Origin of the sequence: Bacillus cereus group sp. BfR-BA-01380 (assembly GCF_022663535.1) — a bacterium.
GTDB lineage: Bacteria > Bacillota > Bacilli > Bacillales > Bacillaceae_G > Bacillus_A > Bacillus_A cereus_BB.
Map to the genome: position 1 here is coordinate 103,481 of NZ_JAKUFS010000014.1, position 19,770 is coordinate 123,250.

A 19,770-nucleotide genomic window follows, 5' to 3' on the forward strand; every position below is an offset into this window, starting at 1 on the left:
GGTTCGAAAAGAATCAATTTGTTCAACTTCCATAAGTGGGGGAGAAAAAGTCCTCGCTGATGGGAGTTTCATTTTAGCGGTAGGTGCTCAAAATCTGGCACAATAATTGCTGATTTTTGAGCGAAGGAGGGGAGTACGTTGCTGGCGATTTCAACACAAGAAGTGATTGAAGCGATTTTAAGTAGCATTGATGAAGCTATTCACGCAGTAGATGAAAATGGGGTTACTATTTTTTATAACACAGTAGCAGCAAAACATGACGGATCGAATGTAGAAGATGTACTTGGTAAGTATTTATTAGAGGCATTTCCTTCGTTAACGCCAGAAACGAGTACACTGTTAAAGGTATTGCAAATGAAAAAGCCAATCCTGCATCAAGTGCAGCGATACCAAAATCAAAGTGGAGAAGATGTTTATACGGTAAATACAACACTACCGATTTTTATAGAAGGACGTATTGCTGGCGCTGTTGAAATTGCAAAAGATTATTCTACTATTCAAAAGTTGACAGAAAAAATTGCTGACTTGCAGTCGAAAATGAAGCGATCACCAGCGAAAAAAGCACCATACAGACATGTGGCGTTCGATACGATTATAACGAATGATAAGCGTTTTTTACAGACGAAACAGCTGGCACAAAAGGTTGCGACTACGAATGCGAACGTACTGATTTACGGTGAAACAGGAACGGGAAAAGAGTTATTTGTACAAGCAATACATGAAGCATCAAAAAGAAGAAATAACGCGTTTATCGCTCAAAACTGTGCTGCTTTGCCAGAATCATTACTTGAGAGTTTACTGTTTGGAACAATAAAAGGGAGCTATACAGGTGCAATAGAGCGCGCAGGTTTATTTGAGCTTGCGGATGGTGGTACATTATTTTTAGATGAACTCAATTCGATGCCGTTAGATTTACAAGCAAAAATGCTTCGCGTATTAGAAGATGGTGTCATTCGCCGTATCGGTGATAATAAAACAAGAAAAGTTGATGTACGCGTAATTACAGCAATGAATCAACCTCCAGATGAGTGCCTTCGTGAAAATAAAATTCGTACAGATTTATATTATCGATTAAATGTGTTTTCTTTATTTATTCCGCCGCTTCGCGAGCGAAAGGAAGATATTTTATTGTTAGCCCCGCACTTTTTGAAGGCTTATAACAAAGAATATAAAAAGAATGTGATTGGTATAGATGAAGATGCAAAAGAGCGATTGCTTCAGTATCATTGGCCAGGTAATGTACGTGAATTAAAGCATATGATTGAACATGCGGTCATTGTAGCAGAAGAAAAAATGTTAACACTATCTTGTTTACCGCGTTCGTTTCGACAAACGCCGCATCCGCAGAAAAAGCCGATATTACCGCTTCGGGAAGCGCTTTATAAAACGGAGAAAGAGTTGATTGAACAAGCGATGTTAGAGGCAAAAGGGAATGTTTTGCAAGCTGCAAAGTTGTTAGGCATTCCAAGACAAACATTGCAGTATAAATTAAATAAGTATGCGAAATATGCCGAATAATTGGCAGCTTTTTGTGCATTTGCACCAATAAATGAGCGCTTACATATATAAAAGTAAAGAAAATTCCGTTTTTTTAAAGGGGTATTTTTATTTTATTTTCGTATAAAAAGATATTTTTATAGTAAAGAAGCTTGTGATAGTCAAGGTTGTACGAGTAGAAAGGAATCAAAATCTAGATGTAACCGTTAAAGTTGGCATGATTATTGCTTTAATAATTAGTGAGCGTTTGAAAAAGGGGGAATAGCAATGTTACACGACGTATATAAACCAAAACGTCATTGGAAAGAGATAGAACTATGGAAAGATGTTACAGAGGAGCAATGGAATGATTGGATTTGGCAGTTAACAAATACAATTAAAACATTAGATGACTTAAAGAAAGTAATTCATTTAACACCAGAAGAAGAAGAAGGTGTTAAAATTTCAACAAAAACAATCCCATTAAACATTACACCATACTATGCATCCCTTATGAATCCAGATGATCCACGTTGTCCAATTCGCATGCAATCTGTACCGATTTCAGAGGAATTATATAAAACGAAGTACGATTTAGAAGATCCACTTCATGAAGATGAAGACTCACCAGTTCCAGGATTAACACATCGTTATCCAGACCGTGTTCTTTTCCTAGTAACAAATCAATGCTCTATGTACTGTCGCTACTGTACACGTCGTCGTTTTAGTGGACAAATTGGAATGGGAGTTCCAAAGAAGCAATTAGACGAAGCGATTGCTTATATTCGTGAAACGCCGCAAGTTCGTGATGTGTTAATTTCTGGTGGTGATGGACTTCTCATTAACGATAACATTTTAGAGTACGTTTTAAAGAACTTACGTGCAATTCCGCATGTGGAAATTATCCGTATTGGAACGAGAGCTCCTGTTGTGTTTCCGCAGCGTATTACGGAAAACCTATGCAATATCATTAAGAAATATCATCCAGTTTGGTTAAATACACATTTTAATACTTCTATTGAGATTACAGAAGAATCTAAACTTGCTTGTGAAATGCTGGCGAATGCAGGTGTACCGCTTGGAAACCAGGCTGTTATTTTAGCAGGTATTAACGATAGCGTACCAATTATGAAAAAATTGATGCACGATTTAGTGAAAATTCGCGTACGTCCTTACTATATTTATCAATGTGACTTATCTGAAGGAATTGGCCATTTCCGTGCACCAGTTTCTAAAGGTCTTGAAATTATTGAAGGGTTACGCGGACATACATCTGGTTATGCAGTGCCAACATTTGTTGTAGATGCACCAGGCGGCGGCGGTAAAATCGCTGTTCAGCCAAACTACATTATTTCACAAAGTGCTGACAAAGTTGTTCTTCGCAACTTTGAAGGTGTTATTACAACGTATCCAGAGCCAGAGAATTACGTAGCAGGCAGAGCAGAAGGATATTTCAAAGAAATTTATCCTACTTATGAAGAAAAGCGCTCTGATGTTGGTATAGCAGCACTGATGAGCGATAAGAAGTTTAATCTTGTACCAGAAGGCTTGCAGCGTATGAATCGCCGCAAAGATTATGAAACAAATACGACACATGCTTCATTAAAAGATAAACGTGAAAAGCGTGATCAATTGAAAGATAAAAAATATCAAGCGCAAATGACAAAATTAAATGAGAGTACAAATACTGAGGGAGATGCAGTATGAGATGTATGTGGTGTGAAGGTGAAGAAGCAATTGAAAGTGTAAATACTGTATACTGGGAATTACCAGATGGAACACAAACAATTACAATTGAAGAAACACCTTGTATCGCATGTTCAACTTGCGGAATGCATTATCAATCAGAGGATATTGTGAAAGAAATTGAAGATCAGCTCTTTTTGATTTATACGAACGATTTGCCAAAACAAGTCACATATACAGAGCTCATGGAACGCCCTCGTTTATTAAAGCGAAATTATTTTGATTTTTAACCAGCACTTTTTATGCTGGTTTTTTTCTTGGTTGCCTTGTATAATGTAGCCAAGTTAGAAAGGTAGGGAATATTGTTGAAAAAGTCATTTTATCATTATATGATGAAGCACCGTGCTTCTTTATTAAAAGATGAACTATCCGACTTGGCGGAAACAATGTATGAAGATCATAGTTTTCCGAAGCAATCGGAGGATTATGATGAAATTAGTTCATACTTAGAATTAAGCGGTTCATTAGAAAGTATGAGCATTTTTGATCGCGCATGGGAATTATATATGCAAGAGCGGTAGAGTAAAACGTCTATTTTTAGACCGTTTTAATTAATCATTTTCAATTTGTGTTATGTACACTCCGATAGTGGAGTGTATTTTTTATGAAAAAATATTCAATTATACAACCTCATGTGATAAGCGTTTTCGAAGTGGGTCGCATATACTGTTATCGTCACATACTTAAAATCACGACTTCAAAAGGAGAGAGAGACATGACGAGAAAAAAGCAACCCAAATACAATATAGGAGATATAGTCGTGATTACGTTATATGGTACGGTCGGTAAAGTCACAAATATAAAAATGCTTGACGGCGTTTATGTATATGAAGTGAACAATCACGATGGATTTTATGTAGAACATACATTACAGCTTGTGACGGAACAAGCAATGAAAGATGGTGAATTAGAGTGGATTGAACTACATTATAAATTTACATTTGGTGACCTCGTTCAAGTAACAGGCTATGAAAAAGATGTATTTCGTGTTGTTGGCTACCGGACGGAAGTATGGCGTTATAAAAATGATGCATGGGAAGATACGATTTATGAATTATCTCGTATTACAGATGGAGAGTGGCTAGAAGCGGATGAATCTGATTTGGCACTTATCGCGAATGCACAAACAGCAAATGTCATTTTAAAGAAGATGAAACAAGATAAGGCAGGTATGAATAAGCTTGATTTAGGTAAATTAAAGTCTATTAATAATTCGAAAAAAGTAAGTATAAAAACGAATCGAAAAGAGATTATTGATGGTTTACTAGATATTTTTAATGATTACAGAACATTATATGACACATTTCAAGATGAAGAATATAAAATTGTGATGGAAGTTGTACGTAATTATTTAATTAAATTATCCGAAAAAAAATAACTTAGAAAGAGAAAAGGAATTGAAAGAAAATATAAGTTGTATATGGTATGCCTACGATTGTTAAAAAGATAATAAATATAGAAATAAGCTTGTCCACCCATTTATCATCATGTACAAAATCTTCCTCTGTATGTATCATTTCTTGTTTATATTTCATTGTGTTTTCCTCCTTTATATAGCTTGTACTACATCTTATGCAAAAGTGTCTTTTCATATAACCTATATATCTAGCAAGAAAAGAAAAATGTTTTTCTATTGTTATACATAATTTCTATTTTTCTTCATAAAACAGAATTAAAGGGGTGATGCTCATGAAGGAAATAGAAGTCGTGATTGATACGGAAGAAATTGCGGAATTTTTTTATGAGCAATTAATTGTAAGAGGCTATGTACCAAAACGCGAGGAAATTGAAGATCTTGCAGACATTGCATTCGATTATTTATTAGAGAAATGTATGATTGATGAAATATTTGATGAAGGTGATGAAGGGAAGTAACGACGGGACAGACTCGTCGTTTTTGCATTTTATAAATTATAAAATCGCTATCACTATATTGTGTTGTATTTGGTATAATAAAAGTGAAAATTTTCTGAAGAGGTGAAGTGATGTTCAAAAAAATTATTGATTCTTTGCTGGGGAATAAACATAAATACCGCTCTTACTCCAGTAGTGATTATCGACATCGACGTCGTTCGTATTCTAGCAGCGATTATAATAAGCATCATCCATCTCATGGGTATGGGCATCAGCATTATAAAAGAAAACATAAAAGTCGTAGTTTTTTCTCTAGTAGTTGATGGATTTTCAAAAAGTATTGGCATGGTTTGATCGGCCGCTGTCCATCGATACAGTCGTTGCACAGCGGTATCAAATTCAGCGTATTCTCGGTATGGGAAGTTATGGTTTTACATATCTTGTTACTGACATGTCGTCTCGTGAGGAAAAAGTATTAAAACAACTTCGAAAAAGTAAACAGCGTTATGCATCAGGTAGGAAATCGTTTACATATGAGCAAGCGATTTTACAGCAGTTAAAGCACCGTGCAATTCCTAGTTTTTTTCATAGTTTCACATGGAGAAAAGAACCTTTTTTTGTAATGGAGGAAATGCGTGGGAAGACATTTGAAGATTTTATTTTTGAATATGGAGAAATGTATACAGAGAAAGAAGTTTTTCTAATTTTATATAAAGTGCTTCATGTTGTTTCCTATTTTCATAGTCAAGGTATTGTGCATCGCGATTTGCGAATTCCTAATATTTTAATGAATGGTGATGACATATCTATTATTGATTTTGGATTAGCTCGCTTTATTGGTGAAAATGATGAACGTGCCGGGTCTTATAAAGGGGAACAAGCATATATGCGTGAAATTCATTATCGTAGTGATTTTTATGCTCTAGGACATTTTGTTTTATTTTTGCTGTATTCTAGTTATGAATCTTCAAAAGAAGAAAGACCTTGGTATGAAGAATTGACATTATCAGTAAATAGCAGTGATGTAATTATGCGGATGTTACAAATGAAAGAGCCGTATTACGAAAATGTTCAAGAATTAATAGAAGATGTACGCTGTATATTAGAAAGGTTGGGAGATACATGTTCCAAAAGTTTTTAGCAAGCATTGGTATTGGCAGTGCAAAAGTTGATACTGTGTTAACACAGGAAGAATGGCTTATCGGAGAAGAAATTACAGGGGTTGTACATATTACTGGCGGATCAGTAGCACAAGAAATTGATAGTATTTATTTAACGTTATCTACGACGTATATTCGCGAAGTAGATGATAAGAAAATGAGTTCAACATATGATTTAAAGAAAGTTCGTTTAACAACTCCTATTACTATCGGAATAAATGAAAAACGAGAAATTCCATTTTCTTTCCCGATGCCGATTGAAGCGCCGGTAACATTTGGAATGAAAACCGTTTGGGTACAGACTGGTCTCGATATTAAACTCAGTATTGACCCAAGCGACTGTGATTACATTCAAATACTTCCCAATCTGTTATTAAAAAGTGTATTAGATGCAGTCCAAAATCTTGGGTTTCGTCTCCATCAAGCTGAATGTGAAGAACTTCCATACCGTTTGCGCGATCATGTACCATTCGCACAAGAGTTTGAATTTGTTCCTGTATCCGGACAATATTATGGAAAGCTCGATGAATTAGAACTTCTAATCATCCCGCGTTCATACGATAGTTTAGAAATTGTGATGGAAGTAGATCGAAAAGCAAGAGGAATTGCTGGACTATTATCGGAAGCTTTAGATATGGATGAAAAGGTTTTACGTTTCACAGTGAAGCGTGAAGATATTCCAACAATGCAGCAAAAAATTAGCAGTTATATTTCGTGATGATTCATGCATAAAAAAGAAATGGAGAGGGAAAATAAAACACCCGCTCCATTTTTGTATAGTGAGGTTATGCAGATGAAGAGATATCGACATTTATATATGTTACTTTTTGTTTTACTCGTTGGTTTTGTCGGACTATCTTTTTCTTATGAAACATCTTTCATTGATCAATTTGATCATGTAGTAAGTAATTATATACAAAGCTTTCGTAATGAATATTTTACCGCTTTTTTTGTATGGATGTCTTATATTGGATCAAAAAAGGTATATTTTCCTGTATTGTTTATCCTGTTTATGTATTTTTTGATTCGAAGACGATACATGACAGCAATTTTGTTAATGATAAATTTTTATGGTTCGCGCCATTTGAACTATATGTTAAAGATATGGTATGAACGACCACGCCCTGATATATCACAACTTGTTACGGCGACAGGTTACAGCTTTCCGAGCGGACATGCGATGAATGCTGTTGCATTTCTAGGGTTTATTGCATACATTACAATTACCGAACATCGCCTACAATTGCATCAAAAATTATTGCTTATTGTTATTGCCTGTTTTCTTATCTTTTCCATTTCTATTAGTCGTATATATTTAGGGGTACATTATCCGTCTGATATTTTAGCGGGCTGGGCTGCTGGGGGGAGTTGGCTTATTTTATGTATCATGTTTCATCAAACATTTTTCCCACATGTAGCTGACAATAAATCTTCTGTATCAAAGTGACAAGTAATTGTATGAACTAATAATTTATCAAGACCTAAAAGCTAAAAATCCTTAAAAAATAAAGGTGAGCGCATATTAGTCATGTATAATATGTACTCACCTTTATTTTCTTGTTCAAAGCACCCGTTAGTCACCTATTGTCTGACGACAAAACTTGAGGACTCAAATTTATCCCGCTATTTGTGGGCAGTAATACTCCCGCCTCAAAATTCAGCGGAAGCATTGTCCAGTTCCAGTGGCTAGAATGTTCGGTGGCTTCGCTTCTTCCTGCGAGGTAAAAAAACACCTCTACGTCAGAAGCTCCATCCCCCTCATATTCTGGACGAGCCACTTCCACATTTCTTTGTTGCCTAGCTCTAGCGGCTAGAATCTCCGGTCGTTTCGCCCCCTCGGACGAGGCAAAAAGCGCCTCTCCGCCCTGTGCGTGGGCGTCCTGCGATTCTGAGCGAGCCGCTGCCGCTTTTCTGAAGAAGTTAGGCGGGAGATAAACTGCCCGTAAAAGCCCGATTGGTGAGGGCTGATAATCAGTGGGGTATGAAGAAAACCCCCACTGATTAAAGTTTCACTTTATCCTCTAATTCATTACTAATTGAAATCGGTGGAGTAGATAACAATATGGAAGAAATAAACAACTCTGTTGAAGTACTAGCCGAGATCTTTAGTCAACAATACTGGAAAAATGAAAAGGTAAACGGACAAGGAACGACATGATGAGAGAAGTTCATGGTGTGAATTTGAAAAAAAGAGCCACTTTCTGTTAGAGAGTGGCTTTGTATGAGTACGATTGCTACATGTTACAGGGCTAGTATGTAAGTAATTATTTACATGCATATTGCCTTATTTACCGGAAAAAGAACATTTGTTCTGTTATTTTCTAATCAGTCTCGTTAAAGCCATCCCAAGAAATCCAACACCCATTCCTATCAGCCATCCAATTTGGGAACTTCCTAATAAAGATCCTACTCCTCCACCAAGAAACATGCAGCCAACGAATACTAATCCTCCAACGCCCCATTTCTGCCGATCCATAATTCAATCACACCCTTTCAATAAAAACATATGCTATTAGCTAACTAATCTTTCTTGAATATGATATGTTAATTATTTTGCTAGAGGCGGTATAGTTGTTTGGCTTAGGATCAGCAATGATCAGGGAATTCAAGAGGTGGAGATTGATCTTTTGTCGATATAGTTCTTCAACAAAAAATACGATTCAAATTCAGTTTCAAAAATCATTACCAAAAATAAAAGGTCCTAACGTATTAGTCATATATAATATGTTAGGACCTTTTATTTTTTAAGTTTTTTTGAATTTAGGTCTTGATAACTAAATATATGTTCTTTTTGCATTGGTTCCACATGAATATGTGTGTACCAAATATTGTATTTATGTTGCAACTTTTCTTCAATTTCATCAGTAATACGATGGCTTTCACTTACGTCCATGTGTGCGTCTACTTCGATAGTAATATCAACATACGTTTGATTTCCATACATGCGTGCTCGTATGTCCACAATGTGTTCAACGCCTGGAATCGTTTTAACTGTTTCGGCATATTGCTTCATTTTGTCTGGATCAATGCCATCTGTTAACAGATGTGACGCTTCTTTGAAAATATCCAAAGCTGTTTTACAAATAATGATGCCGACGATAAGTGCTGCAATTGGATCAAGAAGAGGCATTTGAAACTGTGAACCGAAAATACCAATAACTGTCCCAATACTTACAAGAACATCAGATAAATTATCTTTTGCGGCCGCTTCTAGTGCTTTACTTTTTGTTTCCTTTGCAATTTTACGATTATATATGTATACGCTATACATAATAGCAGCGCAAAACAAAGCAACCCAAGCTGCTGCTAAATTAGGGGTTGTTTGTTCCTCCTTGAAAAAGGATTGAACAGCATTCACGATAACTTCGAATCCGACCGTCATCATAATAAAGGATGCGACGAGTGAAGCGATTTGTTCCGCGCGTAAGTGACCATATGGGTGATCCGGATCGCGAGGTTTTCGGGAAATTTTCAACCCAATTAATACAGCTAGTGATGCGCCAATATCAGTTAAATTGTTAAGACCATCTGCACGCAATGAGCTAGAAACAGCTATGTAGCTTATTACAATTTTAACAGTTGATAAAAATATATAAGCAACAATGCTTAGCATTGCCCCTTTATCAGCAGCTTTGTTAGAAAGTGATTCCATACTATTCACGCACCTTTCTCTCAAAGATTCTCTATGTATAAGCGTATCAAACGAAGGTCGTGTGGGTCTATACAAACATTGTTGTGTACTTTTAGCATTTTAAGAAAGGGGGAACATTGTTTCGTAAGGGCAAAAAAGACAAAAAAGCACTTAGATATGCTTCTAAGCGCTTTTTTGTAAGTTTTTATATTTTATTAATATACTTCTAAAAACTCAGTAACTTGCTCTTCTGTCTTTGCATTTGCACTATGTAGATGACCAAGCTTTTCACCGTTTTGATACACTAATAAACTTGGAATTCCCATTACTTGATATTCTTCAGCAATGCTTGGGAACTCATCTTTATTAATGGAATACCACTCAAATTTATTGAACTCTTCCATTATATCATTGATAAAATTGTCCATACGCACGCAATCTGGGCACCATGTTGTGAAGAACTTAACTACTACTGGATTTTCTTTTGCGATAAGATCGCGGAATTCTTTTTCTGATTTGATTTCTTTCATGTTTTTAACTCCTTTCAATGTCATGTGGATTTGCGAGTATTTTTATGCAAAATCCACATTTGCAAACATTATTGTTTATGAAATAGATTGTTTGCAAAATCTTCTGCAGCTTTTTCTTGAAGATCTGGTACAACGTGAGAGTAAGTATCCAATGTGATACTTCTTCTTTTATGTACGAGTCGTTCGTTTATAATCTTCGGATGAATACCTTGTCCTAGCAATAAAGTAGAAAAGGTATGTCAAAGATCATGAAAGCGAATAATAGGAACTTCACTTTTCTTTATAAGCTTTTTCCATAGATGTGTCAAACTTTTGAAATTGCAAGGAAGTCACAAAAGAACTCGGCATGTTCCTCGAAGCCGTCTGGGAGAGGGGAGTATGGGGATTACAAAAAATGACATGTAGAGTAATATTAATAAACATTTAGCAGAATTACAACTACAATTTTTACATCAACAAAGTAAGGATAGTTATAACAACAATAATGATTTATTGGGTATTACACCTGTTATTAGAACAACTAAACAAATAGGAGAATTATCACCTTGTAAATACGATGGGACATGGTATAAAGTGACATGATGGGATAATTTATTAAACTACAGATTATATAAAGCTTTTACTAAAACAAGGGGAAAATTAATATGGAAAAAATAGTTTTAAAAGGACATGAATTTATAAGCAAGGAAGTTTTGCATAAAATATTAAAGGAAAAGTTAGATTTCCCAGAGTATTATGGAGAAAATGCTGATGCTTTATGGGATTGTTTAACTGGATGGATAGCTCTTCCTTTAACGATTGAATGGGAATGTTTTGAAGAGAGTAAACAATTTCTTGGTTCATATGCAGAACTGATTTTAGAAACTTTTCAATATGCACAGAAAGAAATGATAGGAAAGTTTTTCATCATTGTAAAATAATTTTTATAGGTTGGAATATATATTTCTTAATTAATCACAAAAATATTGTAAAGATTTCTTATTAGAATCAATGTGATGATGTGGAAAAAAAAGACACTCCTAGGAGTGTCGTCATCCATCTTATTGCTTTCGAGGTTTGAAAAGGGAAGTAATGAAAAAGAAACCTTTTTCAATTCAAATTTAACACGAATGGAATATATAGTAAATTGAGAAACATTATCCGGAAGATTTAGTATAGATACTTTTCACTATTGGTATAGAGGAAAAACTATTTTTTGACAAAAAAAGGGGTAATTTTTGGGGCATTTTCAGGGATTTTTCAAAATCAAATCAATATTACTTTATACCTATACAAACATTCCTTGCAAAAAAAATAATGTGGGGATAGCGTTTTTATGCTTAGAATCTTCTTAACTTTTATGTAATGTATGAAACAAAGTTGTGAGAACTTTCGATTAGAGATAATATACATATTGTAAAAGAGGAGTTTGCTATATAACGGAGTCTTTTTTGATAAAGTGAAACTTTAATCAGTGGGGGCTTTCTTCATCCCCCACTGATTATTAGTTGAACCAATCGGGCTTTTACGGGCAGTTTATCTCCCACCTAACTTCTTTGCTTTCGCTGAATTTTGAGGTGGGAGTATTACTGCCCGTTAATGCGGGATAAAAAAAGACACTACAGGAGTGTCTTTTAATTGAAAGAAAATTCTTTCTATTATATAATTGATTATGGGGAAGGTAATGTTAAAGTGTTATTTTTAATGTTATCTTATTATTTAATAAGCCATGAAATCAAATCAATTGATTTTTTGGCTTTTTTTTTATTATTGTAAACAGATTCTTTATTGTTCATATTATATGTTACTTTCTATTTAACAGCGAATGACAGTGCCGGAATAACAAACTAGGAAATAGTCTCCAGTATCTATAACGGTCACTGCGGAAATAAATCCTTTAAAGCCTTCTGAAGAGTAATAGATTTCTTTAGGGATATTCTCAGCAGATTGATACTTTCTTTTTTCATACTTTACATGATGGTGCTTAATTGTTTTTGGTTCAGCTATAATGGATTGTTTGTTTGTGACAGTGGACGTATTTGCATTCAAAGAATCTTGAGAAGTGATATCTAATCCTGCTGCTTTTACATTCTCCGTTTGTGAAAAAGCACCAATACCACAAAATCCGATAAATGTTGCTAAGGTAACCTTTGTGAAATTTTTCATTTTCATTTTCTTTTTCTCCTTTTCTAATTTTTGGTAATAATGTTCTTACAACTAACAGTCTATATGGAGTGTATATGGACTGTAAATATATATGAAAAGACAAAAAATGAGAAAAATCGCCATTTTTCTCATTTTTTTGTATAATAAACCACCGTTCAGAAAATTGTCAAAAATCGAAAGTTTTTCCTATGCGAAAAGGAGAACTATTTATGCAAAAAAAGAATAAATATTCATTGTTCAAATGTTTGAATAAAATGTGAACAATTTTTAATCGTTAGAATGGTTTATAGGCATAGAGTCCTATTGCAGTTATATAGCGGATTTCGATTCTATTGAATGGACTGCATATGTATTGAAAAAATAAAAAAGTATGATCTAGTTATGGTATTTGGATAGAATGTCTAGAAGTCGGAAATCACCGCATTATATATAGTTGGAGATTTCAATTCAAAACATGGTGTGATGAGACTGTTGTGAAGTTAAAAGCAGTTTATCCAGAGTATGGAATGTGGATTTCACAAATATGATGAGAAAAGCTGACTTCTATGAGTCAGCTTTTCTATTTTAGGATAGCGCTACATAAAGATGGTGAATATTGTGAAAATCTCATAGCCTACAAACAAAAAGAATGATATTCTTTTTGTAAAGTTTTTTGTAAAAATTTCCTTTTAATTATAGAGATTATGTACCTAAATTTCTTCAAAGCAATGGGGAAAAACTAGAATGGAGGCATATGGTAATGATTCAGTATAAAGATAATTACATAACTATCTTTCAAAGTGCTATTTTTCAAACAAACTCAGTTGTTGTAGAAACTGATGAATTGGTAGTAGTAATAGATCCGACTTGGCTACCGAATGAAGTGAATGAAATTCAGAACTATGTTTATGAAAATAAAAAGGGTAAAGACGTTTACTTACTTTTTACACATTCTGATTTCGATCATATTTTAGGTTATGGTGCATTTTTGCATGCTAAAGTAATTGCAAGCAAAAAATTAAAAGATTGCCCGGATAAGCAATCAATTATCAATAGTATTCAAGATTTTGATGATTCTTATTACGTAACAAGAGAGTATGAAATAAAGTTTCCAAATGTAGATATTTCTATTAGCAAAGAATATGAGAAATTAGAAATAGGCGATATAAAAATTCATTTTTATCAAGCTCCAGGTCATACTGAAGATGGCATTATTACCGTTCTCGATCCACTCGGTATCGTAATAGCTGGTGACTACTTATCAGATCTAGAGTTTCCTTATATTTATCATAACAGTGATGACTATGTATCAACTTTAAAAAAATTCGAATTTATAATAGAGACATATGATATTAGCCTTCTAATACCAGGACATGGAAGGTTTACAAAAGATAAAACAGAGATGAAAAAGAGAATATCCGAATCGGTTCATTATATTTTACAAACGAAACAGTTACTTTTAGAAGACAAACAAGAAGAAACATACGATCTCATAAAAAAATATAGTTATCCAAAAACAATGAAAAAATTTCATAATTATAACCTTACCTTGTTAAAAAAGGAGTTAGACTTATAACGTTCTAAGCTGTATAAAAAGAAACACAAGAGTTATCAAGGGTATTATTTGAGTCGGTTCTTATATTAATATCCCCAACACATTTATAAAATTTTGCGCATCCTTTGTAAAAAAGTTAGTTTTACTTACATCTTGAGTGAATTGGATAGACGGAGAGGTATAATCTATAGGAGAAGTCATTTCATTTTCCTACCTTTCTGATTCGAAGTGAGTTTAGGCAACTGAAATAGGATATGAGTCTATTCCCTATGTTGTGCAGCAGTTTGTATTGAAGTAGTAATGTAAGGGGGAAAGATACTAATTTGGAACTTTTGAATGAGTACAAATCAGCCTCGAGTCTCATGCACATAGCATTCGTTATTATATAAAATATTACATAACAAAGAAAAAATATAGAAAAAAGGAGTGACTCTTAAATGGAGCATAAAGGACTGAAAATATTCATTCATGCTAGTACTTGGTTTGCACCTGTATTAGTTCCTTTTATTATATTTCTTGTGAGTTCAGATCGAGAAATTAAAAATTTATCATTACAAGCAGTCATATTTCACTTTGTCATAGGCCTATTAATTGGTATTTCGGCATTTTTCTCTTGGGTATTAATTGGAATTCCATTTTTAATTATTTTTGGACTGATGGCTTTGATTACTCCAATCATTGGTATTGTTCGTGCGTTGAATGATCGACCTTTTCAATATCCGATTGTTGGATCATGGCTGAAATAAACTATATGAATATAAAATGTATGAAAAGGGTAGCGTATTGCTATTCTTTTTTTATCCCGCTATTCGTGGGCAGTAATACTCCCGCCTCAAAATTCAGCGGAAGCATTGTCCAGTTCCAGTGGCTAGAATGTTCGGTGGCTTCGCTTCTTCCTATGAGGTAAAAAACACCTCTGCGTCAGAAGCTCCATCCCCCTCACATTCTGGACGAGCCACTTCCACATTTCTTTGTTGTCCAGCTTTAGCGGCTAGAATCTCCGGTCGTTTCGCCCCCCTCGGACGAGGCAAAAAGCGCCTATCCGCCTTGTGCGTGGGCGTCCTGCGATTCTGAGCGAGCCGTTTCCGCTTTTCTTAAGAAGTTAGGCGGGAGATAAACTGCCCGTAAAAGCTCGATTGGTGAGGGCTTATAATCAGTGGGGGATGAAGAAAACCTCCACTGATTAAAGTTTCACTTTATTAGAAATGAAAAAACAAATCGTTTATATATCCAAAGATAAAGAAAATAAAATAAATTGTAATCTTCTAAAGAGTCTGATATATTTGAATAGAAAATAAAATTAGTGTAAAACGGGTGAAGATAAAGTGTTTGTTCTATCTTCTTAATACAGGGGGCGATTAGACAAAATATTGTCTCGTAACTGTGTTTAAGAGTGATGTGACTCTTGTTTGTTTTACATATCAAAGTCTGCGTGGAGAGGAGGTACTCATTTACGAAGATAAGTGTCTCTTCGTATAGTAACAGCATCTTTGGAAGTTATTTTTTATTGTCGTAAATCATTAACAAATTATGAAGCTTATGAGAGATTCTTTGTTTGGAACATTTACTTATGTTCTCAATCCTTTCAAAAGTACTATTATGAGCAATCTAAACATAGAAAAACCTTGTACGCTGCTAACCTTATATTCTTTGCGAGCAGTTTAAATAGAGAATGTTGAGGAAAATATATTTGTGCAATCTTGGAAAGGCTTACAGAAGTGTAAACGAAGATATATTTGGATTGGAGGAAGACAAAATGGGACCTGAAGAAAAATTTTTTCCAGGACTTGAAGGGGTAATTGCAGCAGAGACGAAGATTTCTTTTCTTGATACAAAAAAAATCGTTATTCAAGGGTATGACCTGATTGAGTTGTCTAAAACGAAAAGCTATTTAGATATTGTTCATCTTTTATTAGAGGAGAGACTTCCTAATTCAGATGAGAAAGCAGCATTGGAAGAAACGTTAAAGTCTGAATATGAGGTTCCAAGTGGAGTTATTGATGTTTTAAAAGCATTGCCAAAACAAACACATCCGATGGATGGATTGCGTACAGGAATTTCGGCGCTATCTGGTTATGACAATGAAATTGATGATCGCTCATTAGATGTAAATAAAAAGCGTGCTTATAAGTTGTTAAGTAAGGTGCCGAATATAGTAGCGAATAGCTATCGAATTTTAAATAATGAAGAACCAATTGAACCGATTCAAGAATTATCTTATAGTGCGAACTTCTTCCGTATGCTTACGGGTAAGAAGCCTTCTGAATTAGAAGGAAAAATATTTGATCGATCACTCGTTCTGTATAGTGAACATGAGATGCCTAACTCTACTTTTACGGCTAGAGTAATTGCGTCGACACAATCAGATTTGTATGGTGCCTTAACCGGAGCTGTTGCTTCTTTAAAAGGTAATTTACATGGAGGCGCAAATGAGGCAGTGATGTACATGTTGCTTGAAACAGGTACTGTCAGAAAATTTGAAGAATTACTGCAAAAGAAACTGTATAACAAAGAAAAAATCATGGGATTTGGACATCGCGTCTACATGAAGAAGATAGATCCAAGAGCGCTTCTGATGAAAGAAGCATTAAAACAGTTATGTGATGTGAAAGGCGATTATACATTATATGAAATGTGTGAAGCTGGAGAAAAGATTATGGAGAAGGAAAAAGGAATCTATCCAAACCTAGATTATTATGCTGCTCCAGTCTATTGGATGTTAGGTATTCCAATTCAACTATATACACCAATCTTCTTCAGTTCAAGAACGGTAGGCTTATGTGCGCATGTGATTGAGCAACATACAAATAATCGAATATTCCGCCCGCGTGTAAATTATATCGGCGAGCGACATGTGCTTAGCAAATAAAAACAACTGGGGAGTTGTTAAGGCCGCCCGCCAGGTGGGTGTTTGACCGACACCCATTCTTAATAATAATGAATTTTCGGTAGAAAGGGAAGGATAGCGTGATTAAAACAAATGAAATTAAACAAAAAGATGCAATTTTAGAAGAGATTACGGATTATGTACTAAATAAAGAGCTTACGAGCTCAGAAGCATTCAGTACAGCACGCTATGTGTTACTTGATACGCTTGGATGTGGGATTTTAGCATTGCAATATCCAGAGTGTACGAAATTACTAGGACCTGTCGTACCAGGAACTGTTGTGCCAAATGGTACACGTGTGCCGGGAACATCATTTGTGCTGGATCCAGTACGCGGTGCCTTTAATATCGGATGTATGATCCGTTGGTTAGATTATAACGATACGTGGCTTGCGGCTGAATGGGGACATCCGTCTGATAATTTAGGTGGCATTTTAGCTGTTGCAGATTATGTGAGCCGCGTTCGTATTTCAGAAGGAAAAGAACCATTAAAGGTAAGAGATGTACTTGAAATGATGATTAAAGCACATGAAATCCAAGGTGTACTGGCATTAGAAAATAGTTTAAACCGCGTTGGTCTTGACCATGTGTTATACGTAAAAGTAGCGACAACAGCAGTTGTTACGAAAATGCTTGGTGGCACACGTGAAGAAATCTTTAATGCATTGTCTCATGCATGGATTGATAACTCTAGTCTCCGTACATATCGTCATGCTCCAAATACAGGTTCACGTAAGTCATGGGCAGCTGGGGATGCAACAAGCCGTGGTGTTCACCTTGCACTTACTGCATTAAAAGGTGAAATGGGTTACCCAACAGCATTATCTGCACCAGGATGGGGATTCCAAGATGTATTGTTTAACAAGCAAGAACTAAAATTAGCGAGACCTTTAGATTCTTATGTAATGGAAAATGTATTGTTTAAAGTATCATATCCAGCAGAATTCCATGCTCAAACAGCTGCAGAATGTGCAGTGAAATTACATCCAGAAGTGAAAGAACGATTAGATGAAATTGACCGTATTACAATTACGACACATGAATCAGCAGTTCGTATTATTGATAAAGAGGGTCCATTAAATAACCCAGCTGACCGCGATCATTGCTTGCAATACATTACTGCAATCGGTTTATTAAAAGGTGACATTGTTGCAGATGATTATGAGGATGAAGTAGCTTCTGACCCTCGCGTAGATGAATTACGAAATAAGATGGTTGTTGTTGAAAATAAACAATACAGTTTAGATTACCTTGATCCGAACAAGCGCTCAATCGCCAACGCTGTTCAAATTCATTTTAAAGATGGTACAGTAACAGAAAATGTAGAATGTGAATATCCATTAGGTCACCGTTTCCGTCGAGACGAAGCGATTCCAAAGGTTGTTCAAAAGTTCTCTGCAAATATGGCTGTTCATTATTCTAATAAACAACAAGAAAAAATTCATGAGGCTTGTTTGAATGAAGAAAAACTAGAAAATATGAATGTAAATGAATTTGTAGATCTTTTCTTAATTTAAGTATAGGGGGAATAAGAATGGCTTGGGTTGTAAATAAACAGTCAACACAAGAAGAACTTGCCAATCGATTCCGAACTTTAGTAGAAGCACCTGAAATCTTGCAAATTCCTGGTGCACATGATGCGATGGCTGCTCTTGTTGCAAAAAATACTGGATTTTCAGCTCTTTATTTATCAGGGGCTGCTTATACAGCAAGTAAGGGTTTACCAGATTTAGGTATTGTAACATCTACTGAAGTGGCTGAAAGAGCAAGAGATCTTGTTAGAGCAACGGATTTACCTCTTCTTGTTGATATTGATACAGGTTTTGGTGGAGTGTTAAATGTAGCAAGAACTGCTGTAGAGATGATGGAAGCAAATGTAGCTGCTGTTCAAATCGAAGATCAGCAACTCCCTAAAAAATGTGGACATCTAAATGGTAAAAAACTTGTTTCTATTGAAGAAATGCAACAAAAAATTAAAGTTATAAAAGAAGTAGCACCATCGATGGTTGTTGTAGCTCGTACGGATGCTCGTGCGGTTGAGGGATTAGATGCATCGATTGAGCGAGCGATTGCTTACATAGAAGCGGGGGCAGATGCTATTTTCCCAGAAGCTTTGCAGTCAGAGGAAGAGTTTCGTTTATTTACAAAAAAAGTAACGGTACCTTTACTTGCTAATATGACTGAATTTGGGAAAACACCGTATTATACTGCCGAAGAATTCGCTAATATCGGTTATCAAATGGTTATATATCCAGTGACTTCTCTTCGCGTAGCAGCAAAAGCTTATGAACGTATTTTTCATCTTATAAAAGAAGAAGGATCGCAAAAAGAAGGGCTTTCTGATATGCAAACAAGAAGTGAATTATATGAAACAATTTCTTATCATGACTTTGAGGAGTTAGATAAGGGAATTGCAAAAACAATTTTATCTGATGGGCAATAGATGAAGGGAAACTTCCAGCAGCGGAGGCATCCTCTCGCTGCTGGTTAGCCCTCACCAATCGGGTGCATGCCAGCAGTTGCCGCCCATCTATCTTCCTCACTCTACTCTGAATCGTGGGGATGAGAGTCTTACTGCCCCAAAATAGCGAGATACAATAAGAAAGCGATGATACACATTTTTAGCAAAAACACCTGCTTGATGTGAAATGAATCATCGCTTTTTTGTCATATTAACGGATAGTAAGAATGAGATTGATAAAGTGAAACTTTAATCAGTGGGGGTTTTCTTCATCCCCCACTGATTATCAGCCCTCACCAATCGGGCTTTTACGGGCAGTTTATCTCCCACCTAACTTCTTAAGAAA

The 19,770-nt window shown here is 35.3% G+C and carries 22 protein-coding genes and 2 pseudogenes; 17 read left to right on the forward strand and 7 right to left on the reverse strand.

Annotated features, from left to right (window positions below; all coding sequences use genetic code 11):
* Nucleotides 1-138 precede the first annotated feature (138 nt).
* The 5 genes from MR076_RS14605 to MR076_RS14625 all read left to right on the forward strand — a co-directional run bounded on the left by MR076_RS14605 (nucleotide 139) and on the right by MR076_RS14625 (nucleotide 4,600).
* A complete protein-coding gene (locus tag MR076_RS14605; protein WP_242221737.1) occupies nucleotides 139-1,518 on the forward strand; it encodes a sigma-54 interaction domain-containing protein in 1,380 nt (459 codons plus the stop codon).
* Nucleotides 1,519-1,764: 246 nt separating this feature from the next.
* Nucleotides 1,765-3,183, forward strand: a complete 1,419-nt coding sequence (kamA, locus tag MR076_RS14610; RefSeq protein WP_242221739.1) for a lysine 2,3-aminomutase — start codon at nucleotides 1,765-1,767, stop codon at nucleotides 3,181-3,183.
* The gene (locus MR076_RS14615) at nucleotides 3,180-3,452 is read left to right on the forward strand and encodes a YokU family protein (protein ID WP_242221742.1); all 273 of its coding nucleotides are present in this window, start codon (nucleotides 3,180-3,182) and stop codon (nucleotides 3,450-3,452) included. The genes kamA and MR076_RS14615 overlap by 4 nt, the downstream gene beginning before the upstream one ends.
* 75 nt (nucleotides 3,453-3,527) lie before the next feature.
* Nucleotides 3,528-3,743 carry a YozE family protein gene (locus MR076_RS14620; protein ID WP_035430313.1) on the forward strand — a complete coding sequence of 72 codons (216 nt, stop codon included), beginning with the start codon at nucleotides 3,528-3,530 and terminating at the stop codon, nucleotides 3,741-3,743.
* Between the two features lie 194 nt (nucleotides 3,744-3,937).
* Nucleotides 3,938-4,600: a hypothetical protein gene (locus tag MR076_RS14625; RefSeq protein ID WP_242221744.1), complete on the forward strand. Its 663-nt coding sequence runs from the start codon at nucleotides 3,938-3,940 to the stop codon at nucleotides 4,598-4,600.
* Nucleotide 4,601: 1 nt separating this feature from the next.
* Here MR076_RS14625 and MR076_RS14630 read toward each other — a convergent pair whose 3' ends face one another.
* Nucleotides 4,602-4,757 carry a DUF3930 family protein gene (locus MR076_RS14630; RefSeq protein ID WP_242221747.1) on the reverse strand — a complete coding sequence of 52 codons (156 nt, stop codon included), beginning with the start codon at nucleotides 4,755-4,757 and terminating at the stop codon, nucleotides 4,602-4,604.
* Nucleotides 4,758-4,911: 154 nt separating this feature from the next.
* Between MR076_RS14630 and MR076_RS14635 the strand changes: the two genes are divergently transcribed.
* From MR076_RS14635 to MR076_RS26810, 6 genes are all read left to right on the forward strand, one after another.
* Entirely contained in the window at nucleotides 4,912-5,097 is a 186-nt protein-coding gene (locus tag MR076_RS14635; RefSeq protein WP_242221749.1) for a YozD family protein, read from the forward strand.
* Between the two features lie 110 nt (nucleotides 5,098-5,207).
* On the forward strand, nucleotides 5,208-5,399 hold the full coding sequence (locus MR076_RS14640) for a hypothetical protein (protein WP_242221751.1): 192 nt from the start codon (nucleotides 5,208-5,210) through the stop codon (nucleotides 5,397-5,399).
* Entirely contained in the window at nucleotides 5,399-6,217 is an 819-nt protein-coding gene (locus tag MR076_RS14645) for a serine/threonine protein kinase (protein ID WP_242221753.1), read from the forward strand. The genes MR076_RS14640 and MR076_RS14645 overlap by 1 nt, the downstream gene beginning before the upstream one ends.
* The gene (locus MR076_RS14650) at nucleotides 6,199-6,954 is read left to right on the forward strand and encodes a sporulation protein (RefSeq protein ID WP_242221755.1); all 756 of its coding nucleotides are present in this window, start codon (nucleotides 6,199-6,201) and stop codon (nucleotides 6,952-6,954) included. The genes MR076_RS14645 and MR076_RS14650 overlap by 19 nt, the downstream gene beginning before the upstream one ends.
* A gap of 75 nt (nucleotides 6,955-7,029) precedes the next feature.
* The gene (locus tag MR076_RS14655) at nucleotides 7,030-7,683 is read left to right on the forward strand and encodes a phosphatase PAP2 family protein (RefSeq protein WP_242221759.1); all 654 of its coding nucleotides are present in this window, start codon (nucleotides 7,030-7,032) and stop codon (nucleotides 7,681-7,683) included.
* Between the two features lie 594 nt (nucleotides 7,684-8,277).
* Nucleotides 8,278-8,394: a hypothetical protein gene (locus MR076_RS26810; protein ID WP_242221815.1), complete on the forward strand. Its 117-nt coding sequence runs from the start codon at nucleotides 8,278-8,280 to the stop codon at nucleotides 8,392-8,394.
* 156 nt (nucleotides 8,395-8,550) lie between these two features.
* Here the strand turns inward: MR076_RS26810 and MR076_RS14665 are convergent, their stop codons facing one another.
* From MR076_RS14665 to MR076_RS26590, 4 genes and pseudogenes are all read right to left on the reverse strand, one after another.
* Nucleotides 8,551-8,712 (reverse strand): hypothetical protein, encoded by a 162-nt coding sequence (locus tag MR076_RS14665; protein WP_176524540.1) that lies wholly within the window; start codon nucleotides 8,710-8,712, stop codon nucleotides 8,551-8,553.
* A gap of 261 nt (nucleotides 8,713-8,973) precedes the next feature.
* The gene (locus MR076_RS14670) at nucleotides 8,974-9,888 is read right to left on the reverse strand and encodes a cation diffusion facilitator family transporter (protein ID WP_242221817.1); all 915 of its coding nucleotides are present in this window, start codon (nucleotides 9,886-9,888) and stop codon (nucleotides 8,974-8,976) included.
* A gap of 194 nt (nucleotides 9,889-10,082) precedes the next feature.
* Nucleotides 10,083-10,397, reverse strand: a complete 315-nt coding sequence (locus MR076_RS14675) for a thioredoxin family protein (RefSeq protein ID WP_242221764.1) — start codon at nucleotides 10,395-10,397, stop codon at nucleotides 10,083-10,085.
* Nucleotides 10,398-10,465: 68 nt separating this feature from the next.
* Nucleotides 10,466-10,723: pseudogene (locus tag MR076_RS26590) on the reverse strand (tyrosine-type recombinase/integrase); the annotation flags it as partial.
* A 318-nt stretch (nucleotides 10,724-11,041) separates the two neighbouring features.
* Here MR076_RS26590 and MR076_RS14680 point away from each other — a divergent pair.
* On the forward strand, nucleotides 11,042-11,317 hold the full coding sequence (locus tag MR076_RS14680; protein ID WP_242221766.1) for a barstar family protein: 276 nt from the start codon (nucleotides 11,042-11,044) through the stop codon (nucleotides 11,315-11,317).
* Nucleotides 11,318-12,191: 874 nt separating this feature from the next.
* Here the strand turns inward: MR076_RS14680 and MR076_RS14685 are convergent.
* Nucleotides 12,192-12,548: a hypothetical protein gene (locus tag MR076_RS14685; RefSeq protein WP_242221768.1), complete on the reverse strand. Its 357-nt coding sequence runs from the start codon at nucleotides 12,546-12,548 to the stop codon at nucleotides 12,192-12,194.
* A gap of 733 nt (nucleotides 12,549-13,281) precedes the next feature.
* Between MR076_RS14685 and MR076_RS14690 the strand changes: the two genes are divergently transcribed.
* Nucleotides 13,282-14,097 carry an MBL fold metallo-hydrolase gene (locus MR076_RS14690; RefSeq protein WP_242221770.1) on the forward strand — a complete coding sequence of 272 codons (816 nt, stop codon included), beginning with the start codon at nucleotides 13,282-13,284 and terminating at the stop codon, nucleotides 14,095-14,097.
* Nucleotides 14,098-14,166: 69 nt separating this feature from the next.
* Here the strand turns inward: MR076_RS14690 and MR076_RS14695 are convergent.
* A pseudogene (locus MR076_RS14695) lies at nucleotides 14,167-14,277 on the reverse strand (cupin domain-containing protein); the annotation flags it as partial.
* Between the two features lie 236 nt (nucleotides 14,278-14,513).
* Here MR076_RS14695 and MR076_RS14700 point away from each other — a divergent pair.
* The 4 genes from MR076_RS14700 (at nucleotide 14,514) to prpB (ending at nucleotide 19,406) form a co-directional block, all read left to right on the forward strand.
* Complete coding sequence (locus MR076_RS14700; protein WP_242221772.1) at nucleotides 14,514-14,822, forward strand: DUF4870 domain-containing protein; 309 nt, start codon at nucleotides 14,514-14,516, stop codon at nucleotides 14,820-14,822.
* Between the two features lie 1,010 nt (nucleotides 14,823-15,832).
* Nucleotides 15,833-16,945, forward strand: a complete 1,113-nt coding sequence (gene mmgD, locus MR076_RS14705) for a citrate synthase (protein WP_242221775.1) — start codon at nucleotides 15,833-15,835, stop codon at nucleotides 16,943-16,945.
* A 98-nt stretch (nucleotides 16,946-17,043) separates the two neighbouring features.
* Nucleotides 17,044-18,480 (forward strand): 2-methylcitrate dehydratase, encoded by a 1,437-nt coding sequence (gene prpD, locus MR076_RS14710; RefSeq protein ID WP_313897339.1) that lies wholly within the window; start codon nucleotides 17,044-17,046, stop codon nucleotides 18,478-18,480.
* 17 nt (nucleotides 18,481-18,497) lie between these two features.
* Nucleotides 18,498-19,406: a methylisocitrate lyase gene (gene prpB, locus MR076_RS14715; RefSeq protein WP_242221777.1), complete on the forward strand. Its 909-nt coding sequence runs from the start codon at nucleotides 18,498-18,500 to the stop codon at nucleotides 19,404-19,406.
* Nucleotides 19,407-19,770: the final 364 nt, after the last annotated feature.

Excerpts from the sequence above, each read along its gene's own strand:
- MR076_RS14680 (WP_242221766.1), top strand. The coding sequence starts at position 11,042 with ATGGAAAAAATAGTTTTAAAAGGACATGAATTTATAAGCAAGGAAGTT.
- mmgD (WP_242221775.1), top strand. The coding sequence starts at position 15,833 with ATGGGACCTGAAGAAAAATTTTTTCCAGGACTTGAAGGGGTAATTGCA.
- kamA (WP_242221739.1), top strand. The coding sequence starts at position 1,765 with ATGTTACACGACGTATATAAACCAAAACGTCATTGGAAAGAGATAGAA.
- prpB (WP_242221777.1), top strand. The coding sequence starts at position 18,498 with ATGGCTTGGGTTGTAAATAAACAGTCAACACAAGAAGAACTTGCCAAT.
- MR076_RS14645 (WP_242221753.1), top strand. The coding sequence starts at position 5,399 with ATGGATTTTCAAAAAGTATTGGCATGGTTTGATCGGCCGCTGTCCATC.
- MR076_RS14640 (WP_242221751.1), top strand. The coding sequence starts at position 5,208 with ATGTTCAAAAAAATTATTGATTCTTTGCTGGGGAATAAACATAAATAC.
- MR076_RS14685 (WP_242221768.1), bottom strand. The coding sequence starts at position 12,548 with ATGAAAATGAAAAATTTCACAAAGGTTACCTTAGCAACATTTATCGGA.
- MR076_RS14625 (WP_242221744.1), top strand. The coding sequence starts at position 3,938 with ATGACGAGAAAAAAGCAACCCAAATACAATATAGGAGATATAGTCGTG.
- MR076_RS14700 (WP_242221772.1), top strand. The coding sequence starts at position 14,514 with ATGGAGCATAAAGGACTGAAAATATTCATTCATGCTAGTACTTGGTTT.
- MR076_RS14615 (WP_242221742.1), top strand. The coding sequence starts at position 3,180 with ATGAGATGTATGTGGTGTGAAGGTGAAGAAGCAATTGAAAGTGTAAAT.
- MR076_RS14675 (WP_242221764.1), bottom strand. The coding sequence starts at position 10,397 with ATGAAAGAAATCAAATCAGAAAAAGAATTCCGCGATCTTATCGCAAAA.
- MR076_RS14655 (WP_242221759.1), top strand. The coding sequence starts at position 7,030 with ATGAAGAGATATCGACATTTATATATGTTACTTTTTGTTTTACTCGTT.
- MR076_RS14690 (WP_242221770.1), top strand. The coding sequence starts at position 13,282 with ATGATTCAGTATAAAGATAATTACATAACTATCTTTCAAAGTGCTATT.
- MR076_RS14635 (WP_242221749.1), top strand. The coding sequence starts at position 4,912 with ATGAAGGAAATAGAAGTCGTGATTGATACGGAAGAAATTGCGGAATTT.
- MR076_RS14630 (WP_242221747.1), bottom strand. The coding sequence starts at position 4,757 with ATGAAATATAAACAAGAAATGATACATACAGAGGAAGATTTTGTACAT.
- MR076_RS14650 (WP_242221755.1), top strand. The coding sequence starts at position 6,199 with ATGTTCCAAAAGTTTTTAGCAAGCATTGGTATTGGCAGTGCAAAAGTT.
- MR076_RS14670 (WP_242221817.1), bottom strand. The coding sequence starts at position 9,888 with ATGGAATCACTTTCTAACAAAGCTGCTGATAAAGGGGCAATGCTAAGC.
- MR076_RS14665 (WP_176524540.1), bottom strand. The coding sequence starts at position 8,712 with ATGGATCGGCAGAAATGGGGCGTTGGAGGATTAGTATTCGTTGGCTGC.